The organism is Streptomyces tropicalis (genome assembly GCF_029269835.1).
Lineage (GTDB): Bacteria > Actinomycetota > Actinomycetes > Streptomycetales > Streptomycetaceae > Streptomyces > Streptomyces tropicalis.
This window is the reverse complement of the sequence record NZ_JARJBB010000005.1, coordinates 209,838-228,903: the sequence shown is the minus strand read 5'-3', so window position 1 is coordinate 228,903 and position 19,066 is coordinate 209,838. Positions and strand designations below refer to the sequence as shown.

Sequence of the window (19,066 nt, the reverse complement as noted above, 5' to 3'; positions counted from 1 at the left end):
CTGCCCCCGGGTCCGCGCACGTGCGGCCGGACCGTAGGTCGTCACGGCCATCATCGACACGCGGACATCCGCGGTCCCGGCTGGGGAAGGGGACGGCCGCCAGAGAGCCTTCGGCGTATCGATGTCCTCGGCGCGCCGGCCTCCCCCGAGTCGTCCAGTCCCGTGCCCCTCGAGCGCTATGAGAGCGTGGGGTTCATCCCGCGCTGAACGCACCACGATCGGCACCGATCACATCGTCACGACGATGTGGCGGCCGGGCCGCTGAACCGGTCCTTGACGGACGGACGGGGATGCCATGAACCACAACAACCGCAGGAACGGCCATCCGGGCCGCCGCAAGCGCCCGCCTGGCGGGCCATTGGCCGCGCGGCTCCGGCGTCACCGGCCGGCGCCACGGCCACCTGGTCGGTCCTCCTGGGCCTCTTGCTCGCCGGTGTCGTGTGGTGCTGGATCATCACCAACCTCTGGCAGCCGGTGGGGATTCCACTGGGTGTGGCCGCGCCAGCGGCCGGACTGCTGTCGTGGCTGATCCGGCGCAGCGCCGGCTGGCCGCTGCGCGGGACGACGGCCGTGGTCGTGCTCGTCTGTTGTCTGACATGCCTCGGCTCCGCGTATGCGGGTGCGTCCCGCTGGTACTTGAGGGCGCTCGGCTCACAGGCCCAGGGCACGCTGCTGCAGCCGCGATGGGTCGTCGGCGAGCGTTACGGGGACCGGACCGTGTGCCGAGTGGCCCTGCCGGACGGCTCGCATCGCGATGCCGTGCCCGGTGGAACCGGTTGTGCGGGGCTGGCCGGCCGGCGGGTGACGGTGGTGTACGACCCCGCGGGCATCACCCGCCCCGCGCTCGGAGCCCGCGCTGATCTGCGCGTCAGGTACACCGGGTGGGCAGCGGGTGCCTCACTGCTCCTCTTGCTGGGCTGCGCTGCTGCCCACGCCGCACGACGAAGGATCGTGCCTGCAGCGGGGCAGCGGCACCTGTCCTGACACGTGCGACGTCTGGCTGGCGGCTCGGCCATGCGGGCACAGCACGAGGGAGATCGAACCTCTCCAGCCCCATCGCGCTGCGAAGATCGGACGGGCTACCCGTCGGTCATCCTGCGCACCGGGTGCCGAAACCGGCGGCCGCGCGCTGCCGGATGCGAGGGTGAACGTGGAGGGCGGCCGACTCCTGTAGTTGCAGGAGATCGGCACGTCGTCCCATGGTGCTGGACCCGATGCGCAGCCGGGTACCGGGCGCATGGGCGTGGGGGGCGTCTTGTGTCCACCGTGCGCCGCACTGCAGCAAGGGCCTCTCGCGCTGCAGGGAAGCACTGCCGCGCTGGACCAATAGGGCCGGCCACGTCCTTCGCGGGCCGCAAGCACTCTCATTCGGGGGTTCCTCCAGCTCTCGTGGTCGCGCCGTGGTCCTCGGCACCTGACCAGGCAAAGATGTGGCAGGCAGGGCCCGGTATTTGGAGTGCCCTCCAGACCCGGACCGGCTTCCCGACGGCGATCTCCCCCGTGCCCTGCAGTCCCGTCGCGACAGGGAACCGAGTTCAGCTGGCTTGGAGTTGCGCGAGGACGCCCTGGCGGTCGATCTGGATCCAGTACTCGACGATCACTTCGTCGCGGACGCGGTAGACGGCACTGGTGTACTGCGTCAGCGGGCGTCCTGTGGGCGCGTGGCCATCGAGGGCTCCCTGGTGACGGCCGACCTGGTGCCACCGGGCATAGACCCGGTCGTCCTCGGAGAGCAGTTCGTCGATGGAGAACTCGAACGGTCCGTAGACCGCCAGCATTTCGCGTACATGAGCGGTGTACTGCTGAGGCGTACGCACTACCGTGGCAGGAGCCTCGGCCTGCACCTGATGTGCCTCGACCTGTGTTGCCATGTACTTCCCGGCCCGCTCCGGATGCTTGCCCGACCGAACCTGGAGCAGGAACTCCCGTACCACCTCTTTGGCCATGGTCATCCTCGCATTATCGCCCAAGGAGCAGGCTCATCGACCTGGAACGTAGGTGAGTCTGCTTTCGAGCACGGCGTGAACCGCTCCACCACCCATGCCCGGCAGCGGGAGAGGTGTCGGATCGTGTTGGGGCGCGCCAAGTCCGCTCGGAGGACTGCGACAACGGCGTGGCACACCAGGAAGCGGGCAGCGGCGAGCAGGAAGGCTGCACGGTACTTGAGCCGGGAGACCACCAGTCCCGCGGACAGGAAGCCATCCACCATGGCCAGTGAAGGCAGGGCGCCTCGCAGGCGAAGCGGATGATCACCCCGACTTCGGGGCTCCCCTCGGTCACCGCGAAGGCGCCTATGTCACCAGGGCGGCGAGCAGAAAGGGCCGCTCCCGCCCGCCCCGTGGTCGCCACGAGCGTCACCACCGAACTACCGGCCTGCGTCCACAAGGGCGTAGGCCCGGACCGGGAAGGTGCCCATGCCTGCGACCGCAGGCGGTGCGGCATGGAAGTGGAACCCATGCGGTGGCAGGTGCTCCAGCCCTCGCAGGTGCTCCACGATCGGGATTCCCGCGCCCAGCAGAGTGGTGTGGGCGGGCCTCGTCCCATCGGTGGTGCTGTCCACGTTGAGCGAGTCGATCCCCACGAGAGCCGTGCCCTGATCGGCGAGCCAGGTGGCGGCTTCTGCAGTGAGGAACGGATGATCGGACCCATACTGCTCCGTGCCCCAGTGCCGGTCCCAGCCGGTGTGAATCAGGACGGCCTTCCCTGCCACATCGTGCGGCAGCAACAGCGCCCGGTCGATCGCACGCCCTTCTGCACCCGTCGCACGTACCACCACGCCCTCCAGGTCACTCAGTCGCTCCAGCGGCAGGGCCGCGAGATCGTCACCGTCCTCGAAACGGTGGAAGGGGCTGTCCAGGTGGGTGCCGGTGTTGGACACCATCGCAATGTGACCGATGGAGAACTCGGTGCCCGCCGCGTAAAGATCCCGGGACGAGATCCGGGACATGTACTCGCCGATCTGAGGACCAGGCAGTCCTGGGAGAGTCACCATATCGTGCAGGATCGGATGGCTCAGATCCACCATTCGGCGTCCGGACGGACGAGCGGAGCCGACCGTCCCGCGAGAGCCCTTGTGAGGCTCCTGCAGCAGCTGCTTCCCAGTGATCTGCACCGTGCCCACCATCAACAGGCCGAGGTGGCGCAGGAACAGTTCTCCCACCTCCCGGTCAGTGATGCTCGGGCCCGGCACATCCAGCCTGAACTCCTGCACCTGGAGTCCGCCGCCGTTGACGAACGTCACGTCGGCGTTGAACTGTACGCGCCACTGCTCGCTGCTTTCCATGTGCCGATGGTCATGGAGGGCGCTGCTTGCCTGCAACCTCGAAGTTCTGAAGTGTCGCTACCCCAACGGAATCTGGAAGAGATCACCGTTGAGAAAACCTCACTCACAGAGCCACCAGCCGCAGTTCCATAAACCCGGAGGACCACGCCCCGGGCCAGACCGGGGCGTGTGTCAGGAGTGGTGCAGCTGTCCCTGGAACGCGATGACGGCATCGCCCGAGATCGATGCCAGCACCCTGCGGTTGGAGTCTGTTTCGACCCGGACACAGACGTCGCCCGGCCGCCCCATCGCCGTGCCCTGCCGTCCGGTGAAGGAGAGCCGACCGTCGGGTGCCAGGACCAGGCCGTGCCGCACCAGGTAGGCCCCGAGCGGGCCGTGGCCGTTGCCGGTCACAGGATCTTCGGGGATGCCGATCGCTGGTGCGAACATACGGGACCAGGTAAGTAGGCCGGGTTCGGCGACGTCGCGGGTGAAGACGAAGAAGCCGTTGCTGCCCACCTCGTGGCTGATGGCCGTCAGCGCTGCCCCGCCCGGCCGCAGTCTGTCCACCGTGGCACGGCTTCGTAGTTCGATGAGTACCTTGGAGTGTCCGGTCGACACGATCTGGACCGGAGAGTCCTCGGCGAGGTCGGTTGAGGCGGCGCCCAGTGCACGCAGGAGTCGGCCGATCTGGGCTTGATCCAGTTCCGGACCGAACTCGGCGGGCCCCTGATGCATGCCGATCCGCAGCTGGTCCGCGTCCCGGAGAATCTCCACGCGTTGCAGAAGTCCACCGCCGGTCTTCTGGACCACTGTGCCGGACGCCAGTCCGTGCTCAACTGCTCGGGCGAAGTGCGTGCCGACGGTGGCGTGCCCGCAGGCGGGGACCTCGGTGGTGGGCGTGAAGAAACGGACCCTCACGTCGTGGTCGGGGCCGTCTGCGGTAAGGACGAACGCCGTCTCGGAGTTGTTGAATTCTCGTGCGATCGCGAGCATCTGGGCGTCGGTCAGTCCGTCCGCGTCGAGCACGACGCCGGCTGGGTTGCCTGTGAACGGCGACTTGGTGAAGGCGTCGACCTGATACAGGGTCCTCATGACAGGACTCGGTGGGCAACGGCGTCGGCGGCGATGCGGAACCCGCGGTGCAGCCCCGATACCTGCAGTACGGTGCGTGCCGGACGATGCTCACCGGGCACTTCGCCGACGACCGCGTCGACGACTTCCCAGTCGGAGATGTCGCTGAGATAGACGGTGATCCTGGCGATGGAGTTCCCGGAGGCACCGGTCGACTCCACGATTGCCAGGACGTTGGCGAGTGCCTGACGTGCCTGCTCCACGACGCGGGAGTCGGGATGGACGCCACCGCCCAGAGGCAGCTGTGCGGAAACCCGGATGGTGCCGTCCGGCGTAACCATGGGCTGCGAATAGTGGCCGAGCGGCTGCGGAGCCGCGTCGGTGGTGATGGAGTCGAGGAAGGGCATCAGGGGGATCACCTTGCGGGGCAGTCGACGCCGGCTGCGGCTTCCTGCGCCAGCTGGATCAGAGTGCGGACCGTCGAGCCGGTTGCCGCCGGTGGGGGTGTATCCGTGAGGGCTGCCCTCGTTGAACGCGGGCCCTGCAATGTCCAGATGGGCCCAGAGGCGGCCGTCCGGGACGAACTCCCTCAGGAACAGGCCCGCCGCGAGGCCGGCACCCATCCGCTCTCCGCTGTTCGCGATGTCGGCCACCGTCGAGTCCAGGCTGGTGCGCAGTTCGCCGGGCAGCGGCATGGGCCAGGCGCGTTCGCCACTGGCCGCGGCGGCGGCCACCACGCGGTCACGGAAGTCGTCATCGTCGGACATCACCGCGAAGAGGTGGTTGCCCAGCGCGATCCTCATGGCGCCGGCCAGGGTGGCCACATCCACGATGGCGTCCGGGTCGTCCTCGGCCGCGCGGACGATGGCGTCGGCGAGCACCAGGCGCCCTTCTGCATCGGTGTTGAGCACCTCGACGGTCCTCCCTCCGTACATCCGCAACACGTCGCCGGGGGGTGGCCGTGCCGGAGGGCATGTTCTCCGCCAGCGCCAGCCAGCCGATGACCTCGACCCGCAGGTTCAGTCGGCAGGTGGCAACCACGGCGGCCAGCACCGCGGCGGCACCGGACATGTCGCGCTTCATGATCTCGTTGAAGCCCACCGGCTTCAGTGAGATGCCGCCGGAGTCGTAGGTGATGCCCTTGCCGATGAAGGCCAAGCGTGTCCTCGCCCCCGGGACGCTGTGAACGATCTTCACCAGTCGTGGCGGTCTGGCCGAGCCCCGGCCGACCCCGAGGATGCCACCGAAGCCGGACTCGGCCAGCGCCTGCTCGTCGAGCACCTCGACGCAAAGCCCGTACTGCCTGCCGATCGCCTCGACCGCGGCGGCGAAACTCTCCGGACACAGGTCGTTGGGCGGCGTGTTGACCAAGTCGCGGCAGCGGTGCATCTCCTGACCGATCACCATGCCGCGGTGCACGCCGGCTTCCGCCTCTCGCTGCATCTCAGGAGTCGCAACGATGACCAACTCGCGAACTGGGGACCTGCAGTCCCGGTCGTTCCGGTAAGCGCCGAAGCTGTAGGCGCCGAGCAGGCCGCCCAGTGCCACCGCCTCCGCCGCATCGGCGGAGTCGACCGGAAGTGCGAGCGCAGCCCTCGTGGTCCCCGCCAGGGTGCGGGCGGCTGTCCCGGCAGCCTGGCGCAGGGCCTCCGCGTCGTGAATCCCGTCCTTCCCCATCGGACCGAGACCCACTGCGAGAACCACCCGCGCCTCACATCCTTTCGGGGCGGGGAGCTTGACCACCTCGCCCTCGGCTCCGGTCATGCCAACACTGCCCAGGATTGCGGCGAATTCGCCATCCAGCATCGCGGCACTGCCGTCGCCCCCGGATGCCACGACCGGGCCGCCCAGGTCCTTGGCGACACCGATCACGATGGCGTCTACGAGCAGCGACGTCGCCTTGGAAGTACTCACCGTCAAGGTGGTCATTTCAATGGGTCCTGTTCTTCCGGGTCCGAGGTATGCCCCGCATGTGTTGGACGGAGTGTCGTGGGAATGTCAGCTGTCCGGCGCAGTGGATGTCGCCGCCAGGATCGGAGGGCGATGCAGACGGCTTCCTCTTGCGTCGGGTCAGGGCGACCCCGGCGAGCACGATCGCCATCCCCGCTGCGATACGCAGGTTGAAGGCTTCGCCGAGCACGACAGCCCCCAGCCCCACCGACACAACCGGCAGCAGGTAGCCGACCGTCGCGGCGTTGGTCGCGCCTTCTGCCGCGATGATCCGGTAGGTGAGGTGAAAGGTGATCCCGGTGGCGAAGATCCCCAGGGCCGCCGTGGCGATCAAGCCCTTCGGGTGCCATGGGATCGAGGCCAGGCCGCCGGCCGGCAGGGTCAGCGCGGTCAGGGCGGTGGCGGCGATGAGCTGGGAGGCGGACAGGACGACGGTGGAGAAGCCCTTGCCGACAAGGGCGCGTCCCATGTAGGTGAAGCCGATGGCGTAGCTGATCGCCGCTCCCACGATCGCCAGAGCGCCGACGTCGATACCACCGGCCCTCTCCCAGGGAGCGAAGATCAGCAGCACGCCGCCGAAACCCAGGAGCAGCCCGACCAGGCGGACCGCGCGGACCGCACGCTCCGTCCCAAGGGCGATGCCGATCAGCAGGGACCACAGCGGGGTCGTCGCGTTCAGGACGCCGGCCACACCGGAGTCGAAGCGCTGCTCGCCGATGCTGAACATCGTGAACGGCAGCGCGTTGCAGAAGAACGCCGCGATGAAGACCCGGCGCCAGAACGGGAACCCGCGGGGGAGACGATGCCCGGTCCACAGACACGCGGCGGTGAGAGCGCCGGCCCCCAGGACGCAGCGAGCAAGGGTGACCTGGACCGGGGTCAGCATGGCCAGAGCCAGTTTGATCCACAGGAAGGTCGAGCCCCACAACAGGGCGAGCACGGCTATCCGCGCCAACGCCCTCGCCCCGCCCACCACATCACCCACCGTCGTTCCCCTCCCAGGTCCGTGCTCTGAAAGATGCATGACGTGATCTGGTAGAACAAGCGAAGAAAACTGCACGTGCGTTAAGCTCAACTGCATGCTTGAGGTAAGACGTATGCAGATCCTGCGGGCGGTGGTCAGAAACGGATCGATGACGGCGGCAGCCGAGCAGTTGGGATACACACCGTCGGCCATCAGCCAGCAGGTGGCGGCGCTGGAGAAGGAAGCGGGAATCGCGCTGCTGGAGCGCTTCGGGCGCGGCGTGCGGCCGACGGCGGCGGGCCGACTGCTCATCGGCTACACCGAAATCATCAGCCAGAACGTCGCCGAGGCCGAGACCGCACTGGCCGACCTGCGCGCCGGACGCACCGGCCGGTTGGCGATCCGCTACTTCACCTCGGTCGGCCCCACCCTGATGGCGCCGGCCCTGACCCGGCTGCGCCGCGAGCATCCCGGAGTCCAGATCGACCTCAAGCTGGGCGACCAGCAGGACCCGCTGGCTGAAGTGGAACAGGGCAACGCGGACCTGGCCATCGTGGTCCGGCCCGGTGACCGGATCCGCCAAGGCGTCCGTCTGATCCACCTGCTCGACGACCCGTACCTCGCAGTCCTGCCCGCCCATCACCCCCTGGCTGCCCGTCGAGTGCTCAGCCTGACCGATCTCGCCGGCGAGCCCTGGATCAGCAGCGAACCGCCCGGCCCCTGCCTGGACATCGCGGTCGACGCGTGCGCCGCAGCGGGTTTCAGCCCGAGCTACGTCGCAGCCAGCGAGGACTACGCCACCGCCGTCGGCCTCGTCGCGGCCGGACTCGGTGTCGGCCTGATTCCCCGGCTTGGCCTGGGCAGCCACCTTCCAGGCGTCGCTGTGCGCAAGGTCCACCGTCCCGAGCCCGCCCGCGACATCTACATGGCGGTCCGGGAAGGCGCCCTGACGCAGTCCGCGATGCGCACCTTGCTGGACGCGTTGCACGATGCCGCCAAGGCAGGAGACTGAGGCGGCACGAGAGCCGGCTTGACGCGGTTCCGTGCGGGAAGGGCGGCGGGCAGGCATTCCCGGGCGGGTGGTGGACGATGAATGCACCGGGACAGACTCTGCCGGAGGTGGAAGCAGGTTACTGACCTGAGTGGGCATTTAACGTTGATTTGCGATCGGCGTTTCGACTCATTTTGTCGCATTCAACACCAATGTGCGCAGTCTGAAATGCCTCGAAACCCCGCACTGGTGGTAACCTTCCGCTCCATTACTAAGCCAGACGAAATCCAGCGCCGAGAAGCGGATCAAACGGGCACGCGGGTCGGCACCTGAAAGGCCGTGAAGGTGTACGTAAGGTGCTGATCAGCCCGAAGATTGTCGATCACGGCAGCCACTTAGCGCCATAATTTATCCCTAAATACCCTCCGAGAGGGCGGTATGTGACGTGATGTCGCACCTGTCGTCACTGGAGCGTGTGGGGTCGCCGCATCTCCGCTGCCCGGGAGATCCAGGGGTTGGGGCGTCAACCGTGAGCGACCGGGGGTCGCGACGGCCCGGGAGTTCTTCATCTTGTTGACGGCCCGCTCGACGGTGTTGCGCTTCTTGTGTCAGTCCTCTTTGAAACCCAGTGGCCGGCTCTCCGTGAGCACGCCGAGCATCAAGACCCACGTGCGATGCGAGGGCAAACCCCTGGTGGACTCGCAGAAGGGGAACCCCGCCGGTGTCCACGCCGAGGCGGCCTTACCCACCTTCATCTGGTTGACGTCTGAAGGGTGTTTGATACGGCCCGATCGACTCCGCTCATGCATTCATGGATCGTGGGCCACGCCCGCCTGCCCCGCGCCGACTGCGGAACGCCGCGACGCGCGCGCGATTTTGGCAGGTCACCGAGCAGAAGCGGCGTCGGCCCGCCGGTGAAGCGTCAATGTAGACGTCGGCGCAGCGGTTCCCGGTGCACACGCCTATACGGCCCATGCCGTGCTTGCCGAGGTAGTCGCGCAGGGTGACGGCAGCTGAGGCGAGAACGACCATGGGGCCCTGCTCGACGAGCCAGCTGAGATGCGGAGAGTCGGTCGGGCCCATGTGCAGAGCCGGGCGGATCCCTGTTTCGTCGAGGAGCTCCGTGACCAGCCGAGCTCGCTCGCGCGGCTGGGCCGTGTCGAAAACACGATGTAGCCGGTCGGCAGCCCTGGGCAGTTGCTCCGCCGTGACGGTGTCTCCGACTCCGGCAGCCATGGCAAGGCGGCCGGTGATCTCCGCGGCGGGCGGGTAAGCCGTGCCACTCCGACCATCGGCGCTGCGCGGGTCGCTGCCCCAGCCGTTGACCAGCTCGACGAGCGTCTCCGGGGACATCGCCTCGACCGTGATAGCCACATGGCCACTGTAACGCGAAGAACGGCAATAGTGCGTTGCGCGCGTGGGAGTCGGTGACGTAACGTGCAATTCGTCTTCAATGCGTTACGTTGCGGAGGTGCTGTGCTGGATCCCGGAGTTCTTCCCGGCTATCTCCTCGCGGTCCTGCTCGTCACGCTCCCGCCCGGGCCGGACAATGCGTACATCATCGCTGTCGCGGTGGCCCGGGGCCCGCGGGCCGGCGTGCTCTCCGCAGTGGGCATGTCGCTGGGCATGGTGGTGCACGTGACGGCGGCTTCACTAGGACTGTCGCTCATGCTTAGGTCGACTCCCGCGGTATTGGCCGTGGTCCGTCTGGCCGGGGCGGCCTACCTCGCCTGGCTTGCGGTGACCACGTTGAGCAGCGCACGGCAGGCCGGCGTTGCCGGACCCGCGGCGGCGCCGGATCATCGGATCCTTGGCCGTGCCGTCCTCACCAATCTCACGAACCCGAAGATCATCCTGTTCTTTGCTGCGTTTCTACCCCAATTCGCGCGTTCCGGCCATGGTCCCTCCTCCGTGCAGTTCCTCACGCTAGGGCTGATCTTTCTGGTGATCGGCCTGGCCTGGGACAGTGTTGTCGGGCTCTCCGCAGGCCGCCTCTCCACGATGCTGCGGCAAGGCAGCAACGCAGCCATAGCTCTGAACGTCGTCGCCGGCCTCACCTTCGGCACACTCGCGGCTCTCCTTTTCACAGAGGCGCTCAAGTCCATGTGACCTTCAAGAGCGCGGACACAACGGCTCCGCTTCGCCCACGGACGACATCCGACTCGCCGAGGCCGTGCCCGGCACGGTCGTGCTCCGCGCCCAGTCCGGCGACATCCCCGTCCACTCCGCCACCGCCGAAGGGGCTCGGTCGTCCTGGACACCGACACCGACTACGGCCGCGTCAGCACCTCCCTCAAGAACGATGGCACCGTCACCCTCGACATCCGCGCCATCATCTCCCGCGGCGGCATCACGTCCCGCGCGGGCATCTGGAGTCCGCTTATCACGCCAATTACGACCAGGTGGAACCCATGACGAACAAGACCACGCCCGCTTGACCAGCGCTCCGCAGTGCTGCCGGGCCACCCCCGCCGACGCCCGCCCTCGGGAGACGACACGTCGTTGACCATCCACACCTCAGGGCTGACGGCCTCGCACAACCGCTGGGCGTTCCGCTGTCACACCGGCGTCTACTCCCACGGCGACCGGTTCACCATCGGCTGGATCGACTTACGCCGGCCGTCCAACATCAGACCCCGCAAATAACACTCGCCCCACCGCCGCTGATCCCGCCGCGGTACTGAGGCGGACACATCGGCAACGAACTCCGCCAACTTAGTACTCCAGCAGCGTTTCGCTATCTGGCCTGGTCAGAGGCATCGTCCGGAGTGTAGTGGGCTGGTGGTGCGTCAGGGGCGGTCTTGGCAGACCGCCCCTCCAACGAATGACATCGTCGCCGGTAGTGACAGTGCCGGGCCACGGCCTGACGCCCTCGCGACCAGCTCAGCGCATGGAAGCGAAGTGGCGGGCGGTGCCGGTGTGCGGGGCCAGTTGCCAGGAGCCGGCGGACTTCTGCCACGGTGAGCGGAACCAGGGTGGAACCGCTTCTGCATCCCCCTTTGCCGCCGCCTGTGCCGCCGTGGTCGCGAGAAAGGCATGCGCGAGCATGGCCAGGGTGACGTGCCTCATCCAACCGACATAGCCGCGGACTTCGTACTGGTCCAGGCCGCACTCGTTCTTCGCTGCCTGGAAGCATTCCTCGATCGCCCACCGGCGCCCGGCAACGCGCACGAGCCGGTCGACACAGGTGCCCACCGACGCGTATGCGAGGTAGTAGGCAATCTGATCGGGTCTGCTGATACTGCGCCGGGCCAGCGCCCAGCGGTGATGAGTGGGCCGCTCACCGTCGAAGCCCTCGATCACCGGGAGCTGAACGGCCGCCCAGCCATAGACGCGCGGGCCCTTGGCGCCGTCGCCGCACGAGCGTTGCTCCCATGCGCCTCATGCGGCGCCTGCGCGAAGAGATAGTCGATTCGGCCGAAGCGGGGCACCGGCTGTGACTTCGGGACGGCGAGCACGTAGCCGACCGTGGCTTCTTCCAGCATCCGGCGAAAGCGCCACTCCTGGCCGTAGGCGGCATCCGCGGTCACCCAGGCGATCGGCAGCGGGGAGGCGAGTGCGCGCAGCACCATTGCCCTGGCCAGCTCTGGTCTGGTGGCGAAGCCCCTCTCATCAGGAATCTACGCGGCGCGGCAGCGTTCGCGGTCGTCCGTCCAGGACTTGGGCGGATACAGCTGGCGGTCCACCAGGGCGCGTGCACGGGTGGTGGCGTAGGCGGCGAAGACGCCGATCTGGCAGTTCTCGGTGCGGCCGGCGGTGCCGGAGTACTGGCGCTGCACTCCCGCGGAGGTGGTGCCCTTCTTGACGAAGCCGGTGTTGTCGAGGATGAGGACCCCGTCGGCCTCGCCGAGCTCGTCGGCGACGTACGCCTGCAGGTCATCGCGGGCATCGTCGGCGTTCCAGGTGGCCCCGTTCAGCAGCCGCTGCAGGCCGTCGCGGGTGCGGTGACCTGCATGTTCGGCCAGTTGCCAGCCGTTCTTGCGGCCGACCGGGCCGAGCAGAGCGCGGACGTAGTCACGCATGCGGCGTCGCAGGTCGGCGCGGCCGAGACGGTGGCCGATGCGCAGGAAGAGGTCGTCGAGTTCACGGTCCCAGGTCGCGTCGGAAAGGTCGTCGATCACGCTGGGAGGCTGCCCTCATCACCGCGCAGCCAGTTCTCGATGTCATTCGTTGGAGGGGCGGTCTGCCAAGACCGCCCCTGACGCACCACGCGACGGTGTTCAAGCTCGTCGAGTCCGCCCAGGCTCGCTGGCGAGCGGTCACCGCGCCGCAGCTCGTCGCCTCGTCCGCCCGGAGCCCGCTTCGAAGGTGACCAGCTGATCGAACGGCCGGGGCTCAAGCAGCGTGGCCCCCGGGCAGGCTGCGGTGACAGCGAGGAAGGTGCGGTCAGCGGCCACCACGGAGACGAGGGGATTACCAGTGGCGTCCTTCCGGGAGATCGGACAGGTGAGGTGTGGACAGATGCAGCACCTCGTATCGCTCGGTGGTGTCCTCGGCCTCAGGAACGGCGTGCTCCCACAGGATGAAGCGCATCAGCTGCCAGTGAAAGGGGTCGACAGCGAGAGCGGCGGTGTGCACGCCGTCGCGCTGGGCTAGGTCGTTCAGCTTGTCGATTTCGTTCTGGATCAGGTGCGTGACGCCCATGCCCGTCGGGTCGGAGTCGACCACGATCTTGGTCAGGCGACGTGAGGCAGCCTTGGGGGTCGCGCCACGAGACAGACCCATGTGGCTGGCTATGCCGGTCCAGTGATGAACAGCGGGGCGGCCGAAGTCTCGGATGATGCCTTGGAAGCCGCCGCCGCCGACGAGGAAATGACTCATCGCGCCGGTGTCGTTCCACAGGTAGAAGGGGGCGTATTGATTGACCGGCGAGCCGTTCACGCCGCGCTCACGGATGACGTACGCCTTCAGTCCAAGCCCAGCTCGGTTGTCGAGGATGTGTCCGAAATCGGCTACCCGCTTGCGGATGATGCCCATGTCGTAGTCGGCGGGCAGGGTGACTTCGTACTGCTTGGCATACATGATGGTCGATTCTTTCTGCGGGTGTCTTCAGCCAACTGGACGCTGGCTCGGGTATTCGCCAGGAGCGACGGCATCGCCCCGTTCCGCCTCGGTGCAGTCGTCAGCAATTTCCTGGACGGCCAGGTGAGTCATGAAAGTGGTGGGTCCGGCGCCGTGCCAGTGCCGTTCACCCGGCTCGATCCGGACGGTGTCACCAGCGCGGATGGTGTCCACGGCGCCGCCACGACGCTGGACGAGACCTGAACCGGCAGTGACATGCAGGACTTGGCCGAACGGGTGGCGGTGCCAGATCGTGCGGGAGCCGGGAGTGAAGTGCACGCTGTCGATGCGCAGCCGAGACGAACCCGTAGGCGCTGCGATTTCATCGATCCAGGCCGTGCCGGTAACCCACTCAGGGGGTGCGGCGGCGGTGTCAGGGGGATGCGAATGATTCGCAACGGGAAGGTGATTCCTCTACTGGGATGGAGTCGTGGCCTGGCAGGCGAGGAGTCCGAGCACGCCGGCGACGGCGTGCTGGAACGGCTCCGTTGAGTGGGCCGCACGCGCCAGGACATAACCGCCCTGAAGCACCGCGACCACCATTGAGGCGGTCTCTGCAGGATTCATCGCCGCATTGAGCTCGCCGTCGTCGCGGCCTTCCTTCAGGACCGCGGCAAGGCGGTGGCGCAGCCAGTCGAAGGTCTCGTCGACTGGAGCGCGCAGCGCGGGATCGGCCATCACATCCGGATCCTGGGTCAGTCGGCCGACCGGGCAGCCCTTGAGGACATCGCGCTCGCGCTGCAGGTATGCGGAAATGCGTTCCAACGCCGTCCCCGTAGCGGTGAACTGCTCCTCCGCCTTGGCCCGCAGCTCTTCCGCTGTGCGACGGATGGCGGCCAGCGCGAGATCCCGCTTGCCGCTGAAGTGGTGGTACATGCTGCCCTGCCCCACGCCCGCCCGCTGCAGGACGGCCTTGGGGCTGGTGCCCACGTAGCCACGCTCCCACAGGAGCTCACGAGTGCTCGTGATGAGTTGTTCTCTGGTGCTCATGCGAGCAGTGTACACACTAGTAGTTACGGAAAATCGCGAAGGGCACCCTGCAGAGGGCCAATCCACATGCCTTGACTAACGAGCTCGTGCACGGTAGGCGGTGAGGCGTCGAGCGTCTGATCGTTGATCATGGTCGTGTGGTGGGGAACGCGACGCGTGAAGCAATCATCGGCGACCGGAGGGTCACGGGTTTGTCGGCCGCAGTGATCGCTGAACTCGTAGCCGAGGTTGGTCCGTTGTGGCACGAACGGCACCAGGCCGTGCTCGTGTCCCGACCGCGGAAGCGTGCGGTCGGTGCCGGTGCGAAGCACCGGCTCGTGTTCGTCGACCGGCTCCTGGCGACGCTCGTCCATCTTCGCCACGCAACCACCCACGACGTGCTGGCCTGCTGGTTCGGCGTGGACCGCTCCACCATCACCCGGGCCATCGGCGAGATACGACCGCTGCTCGCCGAGCGTGGGTGCACGATCAGCCCCGGCGTGCGGCTCAGATCTCTCGCCGAGGTTATCGACCACCTCGGCGCCAGCAAAATGACCGGCATCATCGATGGCACCGAGATCCGGGTCCGCCGGCCAGCCGCCGGACGCAAGGACCGGGACAAGTTCATCTCCGGCAAGAACAAGCAGAACGCCGTCAAGTCCATGGTCCTCACGGCCAGGGACGGACGAGTGCTCTTCTACAGCCCGGCCAGCCCCGGAAGCTGCGCGGACATCACCCACGCCCGCCAGTTAGGGCTGGTCAAGCTACTGGCCGACGGCCCGGCAGTGGAGATCCTCGCCGATGCCGGCTACCAGGGCCTCGGGGCTCAGACCGGCGGCCGGGTGGTGACACCACCGCACCGCAAGTTCAAGAAGAACGCCCCGGACTGGTACGAAGAAATGCACGAGAGACAGCGCAAGGCGCACTCTTCGCGCCGCATCCGGGTCGAGCACGGCATCGCCCACTTGAAGAACTGGCGGGCTCTGGCCCGCCACCTCGGCCGCCGGGAGCACATGAGCGACACCGTCCAAGCCGTTGCCGCCCTACTCAGCCATCAGCAAGCCGAGGACCTGATCCCTGCCCGATAGTGGTGAAAACCCAGCCCCGCCGGGCCGCTCGACGCCTCACCGCCTACCGTGCACGAGCTCGTTAGGGGGGTGAGGAACATCGGAACGAAAACCGGCGCAAAGCCTGTCGGGTTCCTGAGAGCGCTTTGACCTGGGTCTCTGCGAGAGCAGAGCTTTCGGCAGTCGTGTTGATCATTGAGCCTTTTCAGCGTTGCCACTGAACGGGTGACGGTGCTGCCCGGGGCGAGGAACCGCAACGCACGAGGCTCCCGTGCCGTTGAGGGAGGTGTTCGAAGTCTCAACCCATCGGCACAGGAGCCTCGTTGGTTCCCTATCCTGCCGCACTCGACCTCCCTCACGCCCTGGTCGAGTGGGTCACGATGCTCATCGTCACCCGTGAGGGTGACCGGCGTTGCAAGCTCCCGCCGCACCAGCGTGCGCTGGTCGCCCTCGTGTACCTGCACCGCCACGACACGCTGGCGCGGATCGCGGCCGCCTTCGGGATATCCGTCGGTACCGCTCACGCCTACGTCACGGCCGTCGTCGGTCTGCTCGCGGACCGTGCTCCGGGCCTGCTGAAAGTCCTGCGCGAGAGCGATCCGGACTTCGTGCTGCTGGACGGGACCCTCACCGAATGCGATCGGGTCGGCGACGGTCGCGACGACTACTCGGCCAAGCACCGCCGCGACGGGGTGAACGTCCAGGTCGTCACCGACCCCGCCGGCAAGATGCTGTGGATCTCGCCCGCGCTGCCGGGCCGCACCCATGACCTGACCTCGGCCCGTGCCCACCGGATCATTCGGATCTGCGAGCGACAGGGCGTCCCCGTCCTGGCCGACCGCGCTTACCAGGGCGCCGGCCCTTGGGTCACCACCGGGCTCAAACGACCACCCGGCGGCGAACTGACCCCCACACAGCGCACCGTCAACCGCGCACTGGCCCAGGCCCGAGCTCCCGCCGAACGCGGCATGGCACGGCTGAAGTCCTGGCAGATCTTCCGCAGAGCCCGCATCAGCCCCAACCGCATGACCGTCATCGCCAAGGCCATCCTCACCCTCCCAGCATGCGGCCGCTGGGGGAGGTGCCGCACCCCCAGAGCTGCAGAGCCCGGATGCAGGCACTGACCTTGCAACATCGAAACGACACCCTTTCTCTGCCGGGCACCTGTGTGCGCCCTGTCTGTCACGCACTGGATCCGTGGCTGTTGGGGCGGAAGGCTTGGTGCGCGTCGGCATCTGTCGGAACAAGGGGTATGTCGGCAACCGGATGCCACGGCTGGATGAGCGTGTCCAGTTGCGTGGTCGCCCCTGTGCGCCGGCACGGGTTGTTCGGCCCCGAGTGCGGTTGTCCTCTACAGGCGCGTTACGGCGGACGCTGATGCGGGTGGCGGGATCAGGGGCCTCGCAGCCGTCGAACCTCGGGCTCGACGGCTGCGCCATGGCCGCTGTGTAGTGCGATCGGGTGATCCAGGCCGTTTTGAGCAGTCCGCGCGCATGGCGGCGGCGGATTACGGATGCCTGGTCGCGGCACGCGGCCGGCCGGCGGCAACTGCCGTCGCAATGAGGAGGGAGGCACGTGAACATGACGTATCTGCAGTCTCGGATGATGCGGGGTGCGGGTCTGGTGGCGGCTGCGGGCGCGGTGGTGCTCGGTGGCGCGGCGGCTGCGTCGGCCGACAGCGGCGCGCAGGGGGGTGCGATCGATTCGCCCGGTGTCCTGTCGGGCAACGTGATTCAGGTCCCGGTCAACATCCCGGTCAACGCCTGCGGCAACACCGTCGACGTGATCGGCTCGCTGAACCCTGCCTTCGGCAATGCCTGCGTCGATACCGGCATGTGACGCACTGGCGTCACTGCGGCAGAGCTGTCCGAGGGTGCCCGGGCCCCTGCTCAGGCACCCTCGGCCAGGCTGATGCCTCTGTTCCCCGGTGCAGCAGGGACGGCGATGTCCGTCGGTGTTGAACTGGGTAATCCGTTGCGGAATGCATTGGGGATTGGTCCGAGATCCTTTTTCACCTGATCAGGTCTGGGACCAATCCGCCGGGCGGGCAGAACCGGATTCCCTGCGTGAGGGACGAAGAGAAGGATCAGCGAGTGAGGCCGGGTTGGCCGCGGCTGGCGCTGGGTGCGCTGAGCGGGGTGCTGGCCGGGTTCGCCGCTCTGGCGGTGGCCGAACTGGTGGCTGCGGGGTTGCGTCCGCAGTCCAGTCCGGTCATCGCGGTGGGTGGCGCGTCCATCGACGCGACGCCCGCCCCGGTGAAGGACTGGGCGATCCGCCACTTCGGCACCAACGACAAGCTGGTATTGCAGCTCGGCATCCTGGTCGTGTTGGCCGCCCTGGCCCTGGTGCTGGGTGCGTTGGCGGTGCGGTTTCGGCGGGTCGGAGCCGCCGGGGTCCTTCTCTTCGGGGTCATCGGGGCGGCAGCCGCCGTCAGTCGACCCGACTCCACCAGCTTCACCGACGCGCTGCCCTCGGTCGTAGGAGCGGTTGCAGGGGCTCTGCTGCTGTACGTTCTGGTGAGCCGTCTCACAGCGCCGGCCCGATCGAAGGCGCCGCAGTCCGGCTCTGGCAGCGAAGACGAGGCCGATGGTGTGCCTGCGTCCGAGGGGTGGGACCGGCGGGGATTCGTCCTCGCGGCTACATCTGCCGCCGCTGCTTCGGCAGTGGTGGGCGCGGTCGGCCGGTCGCTGAACGCCTCGCACGGCAAGGACGCCATCGCCTCACGTAACAAGGTCGTGCTGCCGAATCCCGGGTCGCCGGCGCAACCGGTACCGAAGAGGGCCGGGCTGCGCGTTGCTGGGATCAGCCCCTTCGTCACCCCGAACAAGGACTTCTACCGGGTGGACACCGCGTTGGTGGTGCCCAAGGTGGACGCCGCCGCCTGGCGGCTGCGGATCCACGGCAAGGGGGTGCGCCGCCCGGCCACCTACTCCTTTGACGACCTGCTGCGCAGGGAGCTGATCGAGCGGGACATCACCCTGACGTGTGTCTCCAACGAGGTCGGTGGCCCGTATGTGGGCAATGCCCGCTGGATCGGAGTGCGGCTGGCCGATCTGCTTGCCGAGTGCGGGGTCAAGCCTCCGTCCCGAGGCGGCCGGGCGGATCAGCTGGTGTCCCGGTCCGTGGATGGCATGACGATCGGCAGTCCGGTCGAGGACGTCATGGACGGTCGCGACGCGATGCTCGCGCTCGGCATGAACGGCGAGCCGCTGCCCTTCGAGCACGGCTTCCCGGTCCGGATGGTCGTCCCGGGCCTGTACGGCTTCGTGTCGGCCTGCAAGTGGATCGAGGACATCGAGCTCACCACCTTCGATTCCTATGACCCGTACTGGGTCAAGCGGGGCTGGGCCCGCAAAGCGCCGATCAAGACCGAGTCACGGATCGACACTCCGAAGCCGTTCGCACGGCCCAAGGCGGGCACGGTGATGGTCGCCGGGGTCGCCTGGGCGCAGCAGCGTGGTATCGACAAGGTCGAGGTCCGCTTCGACGACGGGCCCTGGCAGGAAGCCCATCTGGCTGCCGAGGACACCCGTGACACCTGGCGCCAGTGGTCGTTGCCCTGGCAGGCCACCAAGGGCGGCCACACCCTCACGGTGCGCGCCACCGACCTTACCGGCATGGTGCAGACGGACCAGCGCACCCGCACCATTCCCGACGGCGCCAGCGGGTGGCACTCGGTGGTCATCACCATCGAGTGACCGCCGGCCGCACTCCAAGAGTCTCGTGCC

The 19,066-nt window shown here is 67.7% G+C and carries 15 protein-coding genes and 4 pseudogenes; 7 read left to right on the top strand and 12 right to left on the bottom strand.

All coding sequences use genetic code 11. The annotated features are described in order from the left end of the window. The first annotated feature begins 423 nt into the window (after window positions 1–423). A complete protein-coding gene (locus P3H78_RS12525; RefSeq protein WP_276108998.1) occupies window positions 424–984 on the top strand; it encodes a hypothetical protein in 561 nt (186 codons plus the stop codon). 551 nt (window positions 985–1,535) lie between these two features. Here the strand turns inward: P3H78_RS12525 and P3H78_RS12520 are convergent. The 6 genes and pseudogenes from P3H78_RS12520 to P3H78_RS12495 all read right to left on the bottom strand — a co-directional run bounded on the left by P3H78_RS12520 (window position 1,536) and on the right by P3H78_RS12495 (window position 7,271). Beyond that, complete coding sequence (locus P3H78_RS12520) at window positions 1,536–1,952, bottom strand: ester cyclase (RefSeq protein WP_276108997.1); 417 nt, start codon at window positions 1,950–1,952, stop codon at window positions 1,536–1,538. Window positions 1,953–2,365: 413 nt separating this feature from the next. Then, entirely contained in the window at window positions 2,366–3,283 is a 918-nt protein-coding gene (locus P3H78_RS12515; RefSeq protein ID WP_276108996.1) for a cyclase family protein, read from the bottom strand. Between the two features lie 171 nt (window positions 3,284–3,454). Continuing rightward, on the bottom strand, window positions 3,455–4,357 hold the full coding sequence (locus P3H78_RS12510) for a PhzF family phenazine biosynthesis isomerase (RefSeq protein WP_276108994.1): 903 nt from the start codon (window positions 4,355–4,357) through the stop codon (window positions 3,455–3,457). Continuing rightward, window positions 4,354–4,704 (bottom strand): annotated as a pseudogene (locus P3H78_RS12505) (RidA family protein); the annotation flags it as partial. The pseudogene P3H78_RS12505 and the gene P3H78_RS12510, both read right to left, overlap by 4 nt. Before the next feature lie 47 nt (window positions 4,705–4,751). Next, window positions 4,752–6,265: pseudogene (locus tag P3H78_RS12500) on the bottom strand (leucyl aminopeptidase). 1 nt (window position 6,266) lies between these two features. Continuing rightward, entirely contained in the window at window positions 6,267–7,271 is a 1,005-nt protein-coding gene (locus P3H78_RS12495; protein ID WP_276108992.1) for a DMT family transporter, read from the bottom strand. Between the two features lie 112 nt (window positions 7,272–7,383). Between P3H78_RS12495 and P3H78_RS12490 the strand changes: the two genes are divergently transcribed. After that, window positions 7,384–8,262, top strand: coding sequence for a LysR family transcriptional regulator (locus tag P3H78_RS12490; RefSeq protein ID WP_276108991.1), 879 nt, complete (start codon window positions 7,384–7,386; stop codon window positions 8,260–8,262). A 780-nt stretch (window positions 8,263–9,042) separates the two neighbouring features. Here the strand turns inward: P3H78_RS12490 and P3H78_RS12485 are convergent. Continuing rightward, window positions 9,043–9,615: a CGNR zinc finger domain-containing protein gene (locus tag P3H78_RS12485; protein WP_276108990.1), complete on the bottom strand. Its 573-nt coding sequence runs from the start codon at window positions 9,613–9,615 to the stop codon at window positions 9,043–9,045. Window positions 9,616–9,678: 63 nt separating this feature from the next. On the opposite strand from P3H78_RS12485, the gene P3H78_RS12480 reads away from it, so the two are divergent. Then, on the top strand, window positions 9,679–10,350 hold the full coding sequence (locus P3H78_RS12480; RefSeq protein ID WP_276108989.1) for a LysE family translocator: 672 nt from the start codon (window positions 9,679–9,681) through the stop codon (window positions 10,348–10,350). Window positions 10,351–10,668: 318 nt separating this feature from the next. On the opposite strand, the pseudogene P3H78_RS12475 reads toward P3H78_RS12480, so the two are convergent. The 5 genes and pseudogenes from P3H78_RS12475 to P3H78_RS12455 form a co-directional block, all read right to left on the bottom strand. Beyond that, window positions 10,669–10,982 (bottom strand): annotated as a pseudogene (locus tag P3H78_RS12475) (transposase); the annotation flags it as partial. Window positions 10,983–11,124: 142 nt separating this feature from the next. Beyond that, window positions 11,125–12,362, bottom strand: a pseudogene (locus P3H78_RS12470) (IS701 family transposase). A 292-nt stretch (window positions 12,363–12,654) separates the two neighbouring features. Further along, window positions 12,655–13,263: a DUF4865 family protein gene (locus P3H78_RS12465; RefSeq protein WP_276108988.1), complete on the bottom strand. Its 609-nt coding sequence runs from the start codon at window positions 13,261–13,263 to the stop codon at window positions 12,655–12,657. A gap of 27 nt (window positions 13,264–13,290) precedes the next feature. Continuing rightward, entirely contained in the window at window positions 13,291–13,623 is a 333-nt protein-coding gene (locus tag P3H78_RS12460; protein WP_438827961.1) for a cupin domain-containing protein, read from the bottom strand. A 93-nt stretch (window positions 13,624–13,716) separates the two neighbouring features. Continuing rightward, window positions 13,717–14,292 carry a TetR/AcrR family transcriptional regulator gene (locus P3H78_RS12455; protein WP_276108987.1) on the bottom strand — a complete coding sequence of 192 codons (576 nt, stop codon included), beginning with the start codon at window positions 14,290–14,292 and terminating at the stop codon, window positions 13,717–13,719. A 137-nt stretch (window positions 14,293–14,429) separates the two neighbouring features. Here P3H78_RS12455 and P3H78_RS12450 point away from each other — a divergent pair, with 137 nt between their 5' ends. The 4 genes from P3H78_RS12450 (at window position 14,430) to P3H78_RS12435 (ending at window position 19,036) form a co-directional block, all read left to right on the top strand. Continuing rightward, window positions 14,430–15,359, top strand: a complete 930-nt coding sequence (locus tag P3H78_RS12450) for a transposase family protein (RefSeq protein WP_276108986.1) — start codon at window positions 14,430–14,432, stop codon at window positions 15,357–15,359. A 302-nt stretch (window positions 15,360–15,661) separates the two neighbouring features. Continuing rightward, window positions 15,662–16,462 (top strand): transposase family protein, encoded by an 801-nt coding sequence (locus P3H78_RS12445; RefSeq protein ID WP_276108985.1) that lies wholly within the window; start codon window positions 15,662–15,664, stop codon window positions 16,460–16,462. Window positions 16,463–16,940: 478 nt separating this feature from the next. Next, window positions 16,941–17,177, top strand: a complete 237-nt coding sequence (locus P3H78_RS12440; protein WP_276109229.1) for a chaplin — start codon at window positions 16,941–16,943, stop codon at window positions 17,175–17,177. Between the two features lie 227 nt (window positions 17,178–17,404). Continuing rightward, window positions 17,405–19,036, top strand: coding sequence for a molybdopterin-dependent oxidoreductase (locus P3H78_RS12435; protein WP_276108984.1), 1,632 nt, complete (start codon window positions 17,405–17,407; stop codon window positions 19,034–19,036). Window positions 19,037–19,066: the final 30 nt, after the last annotated feature.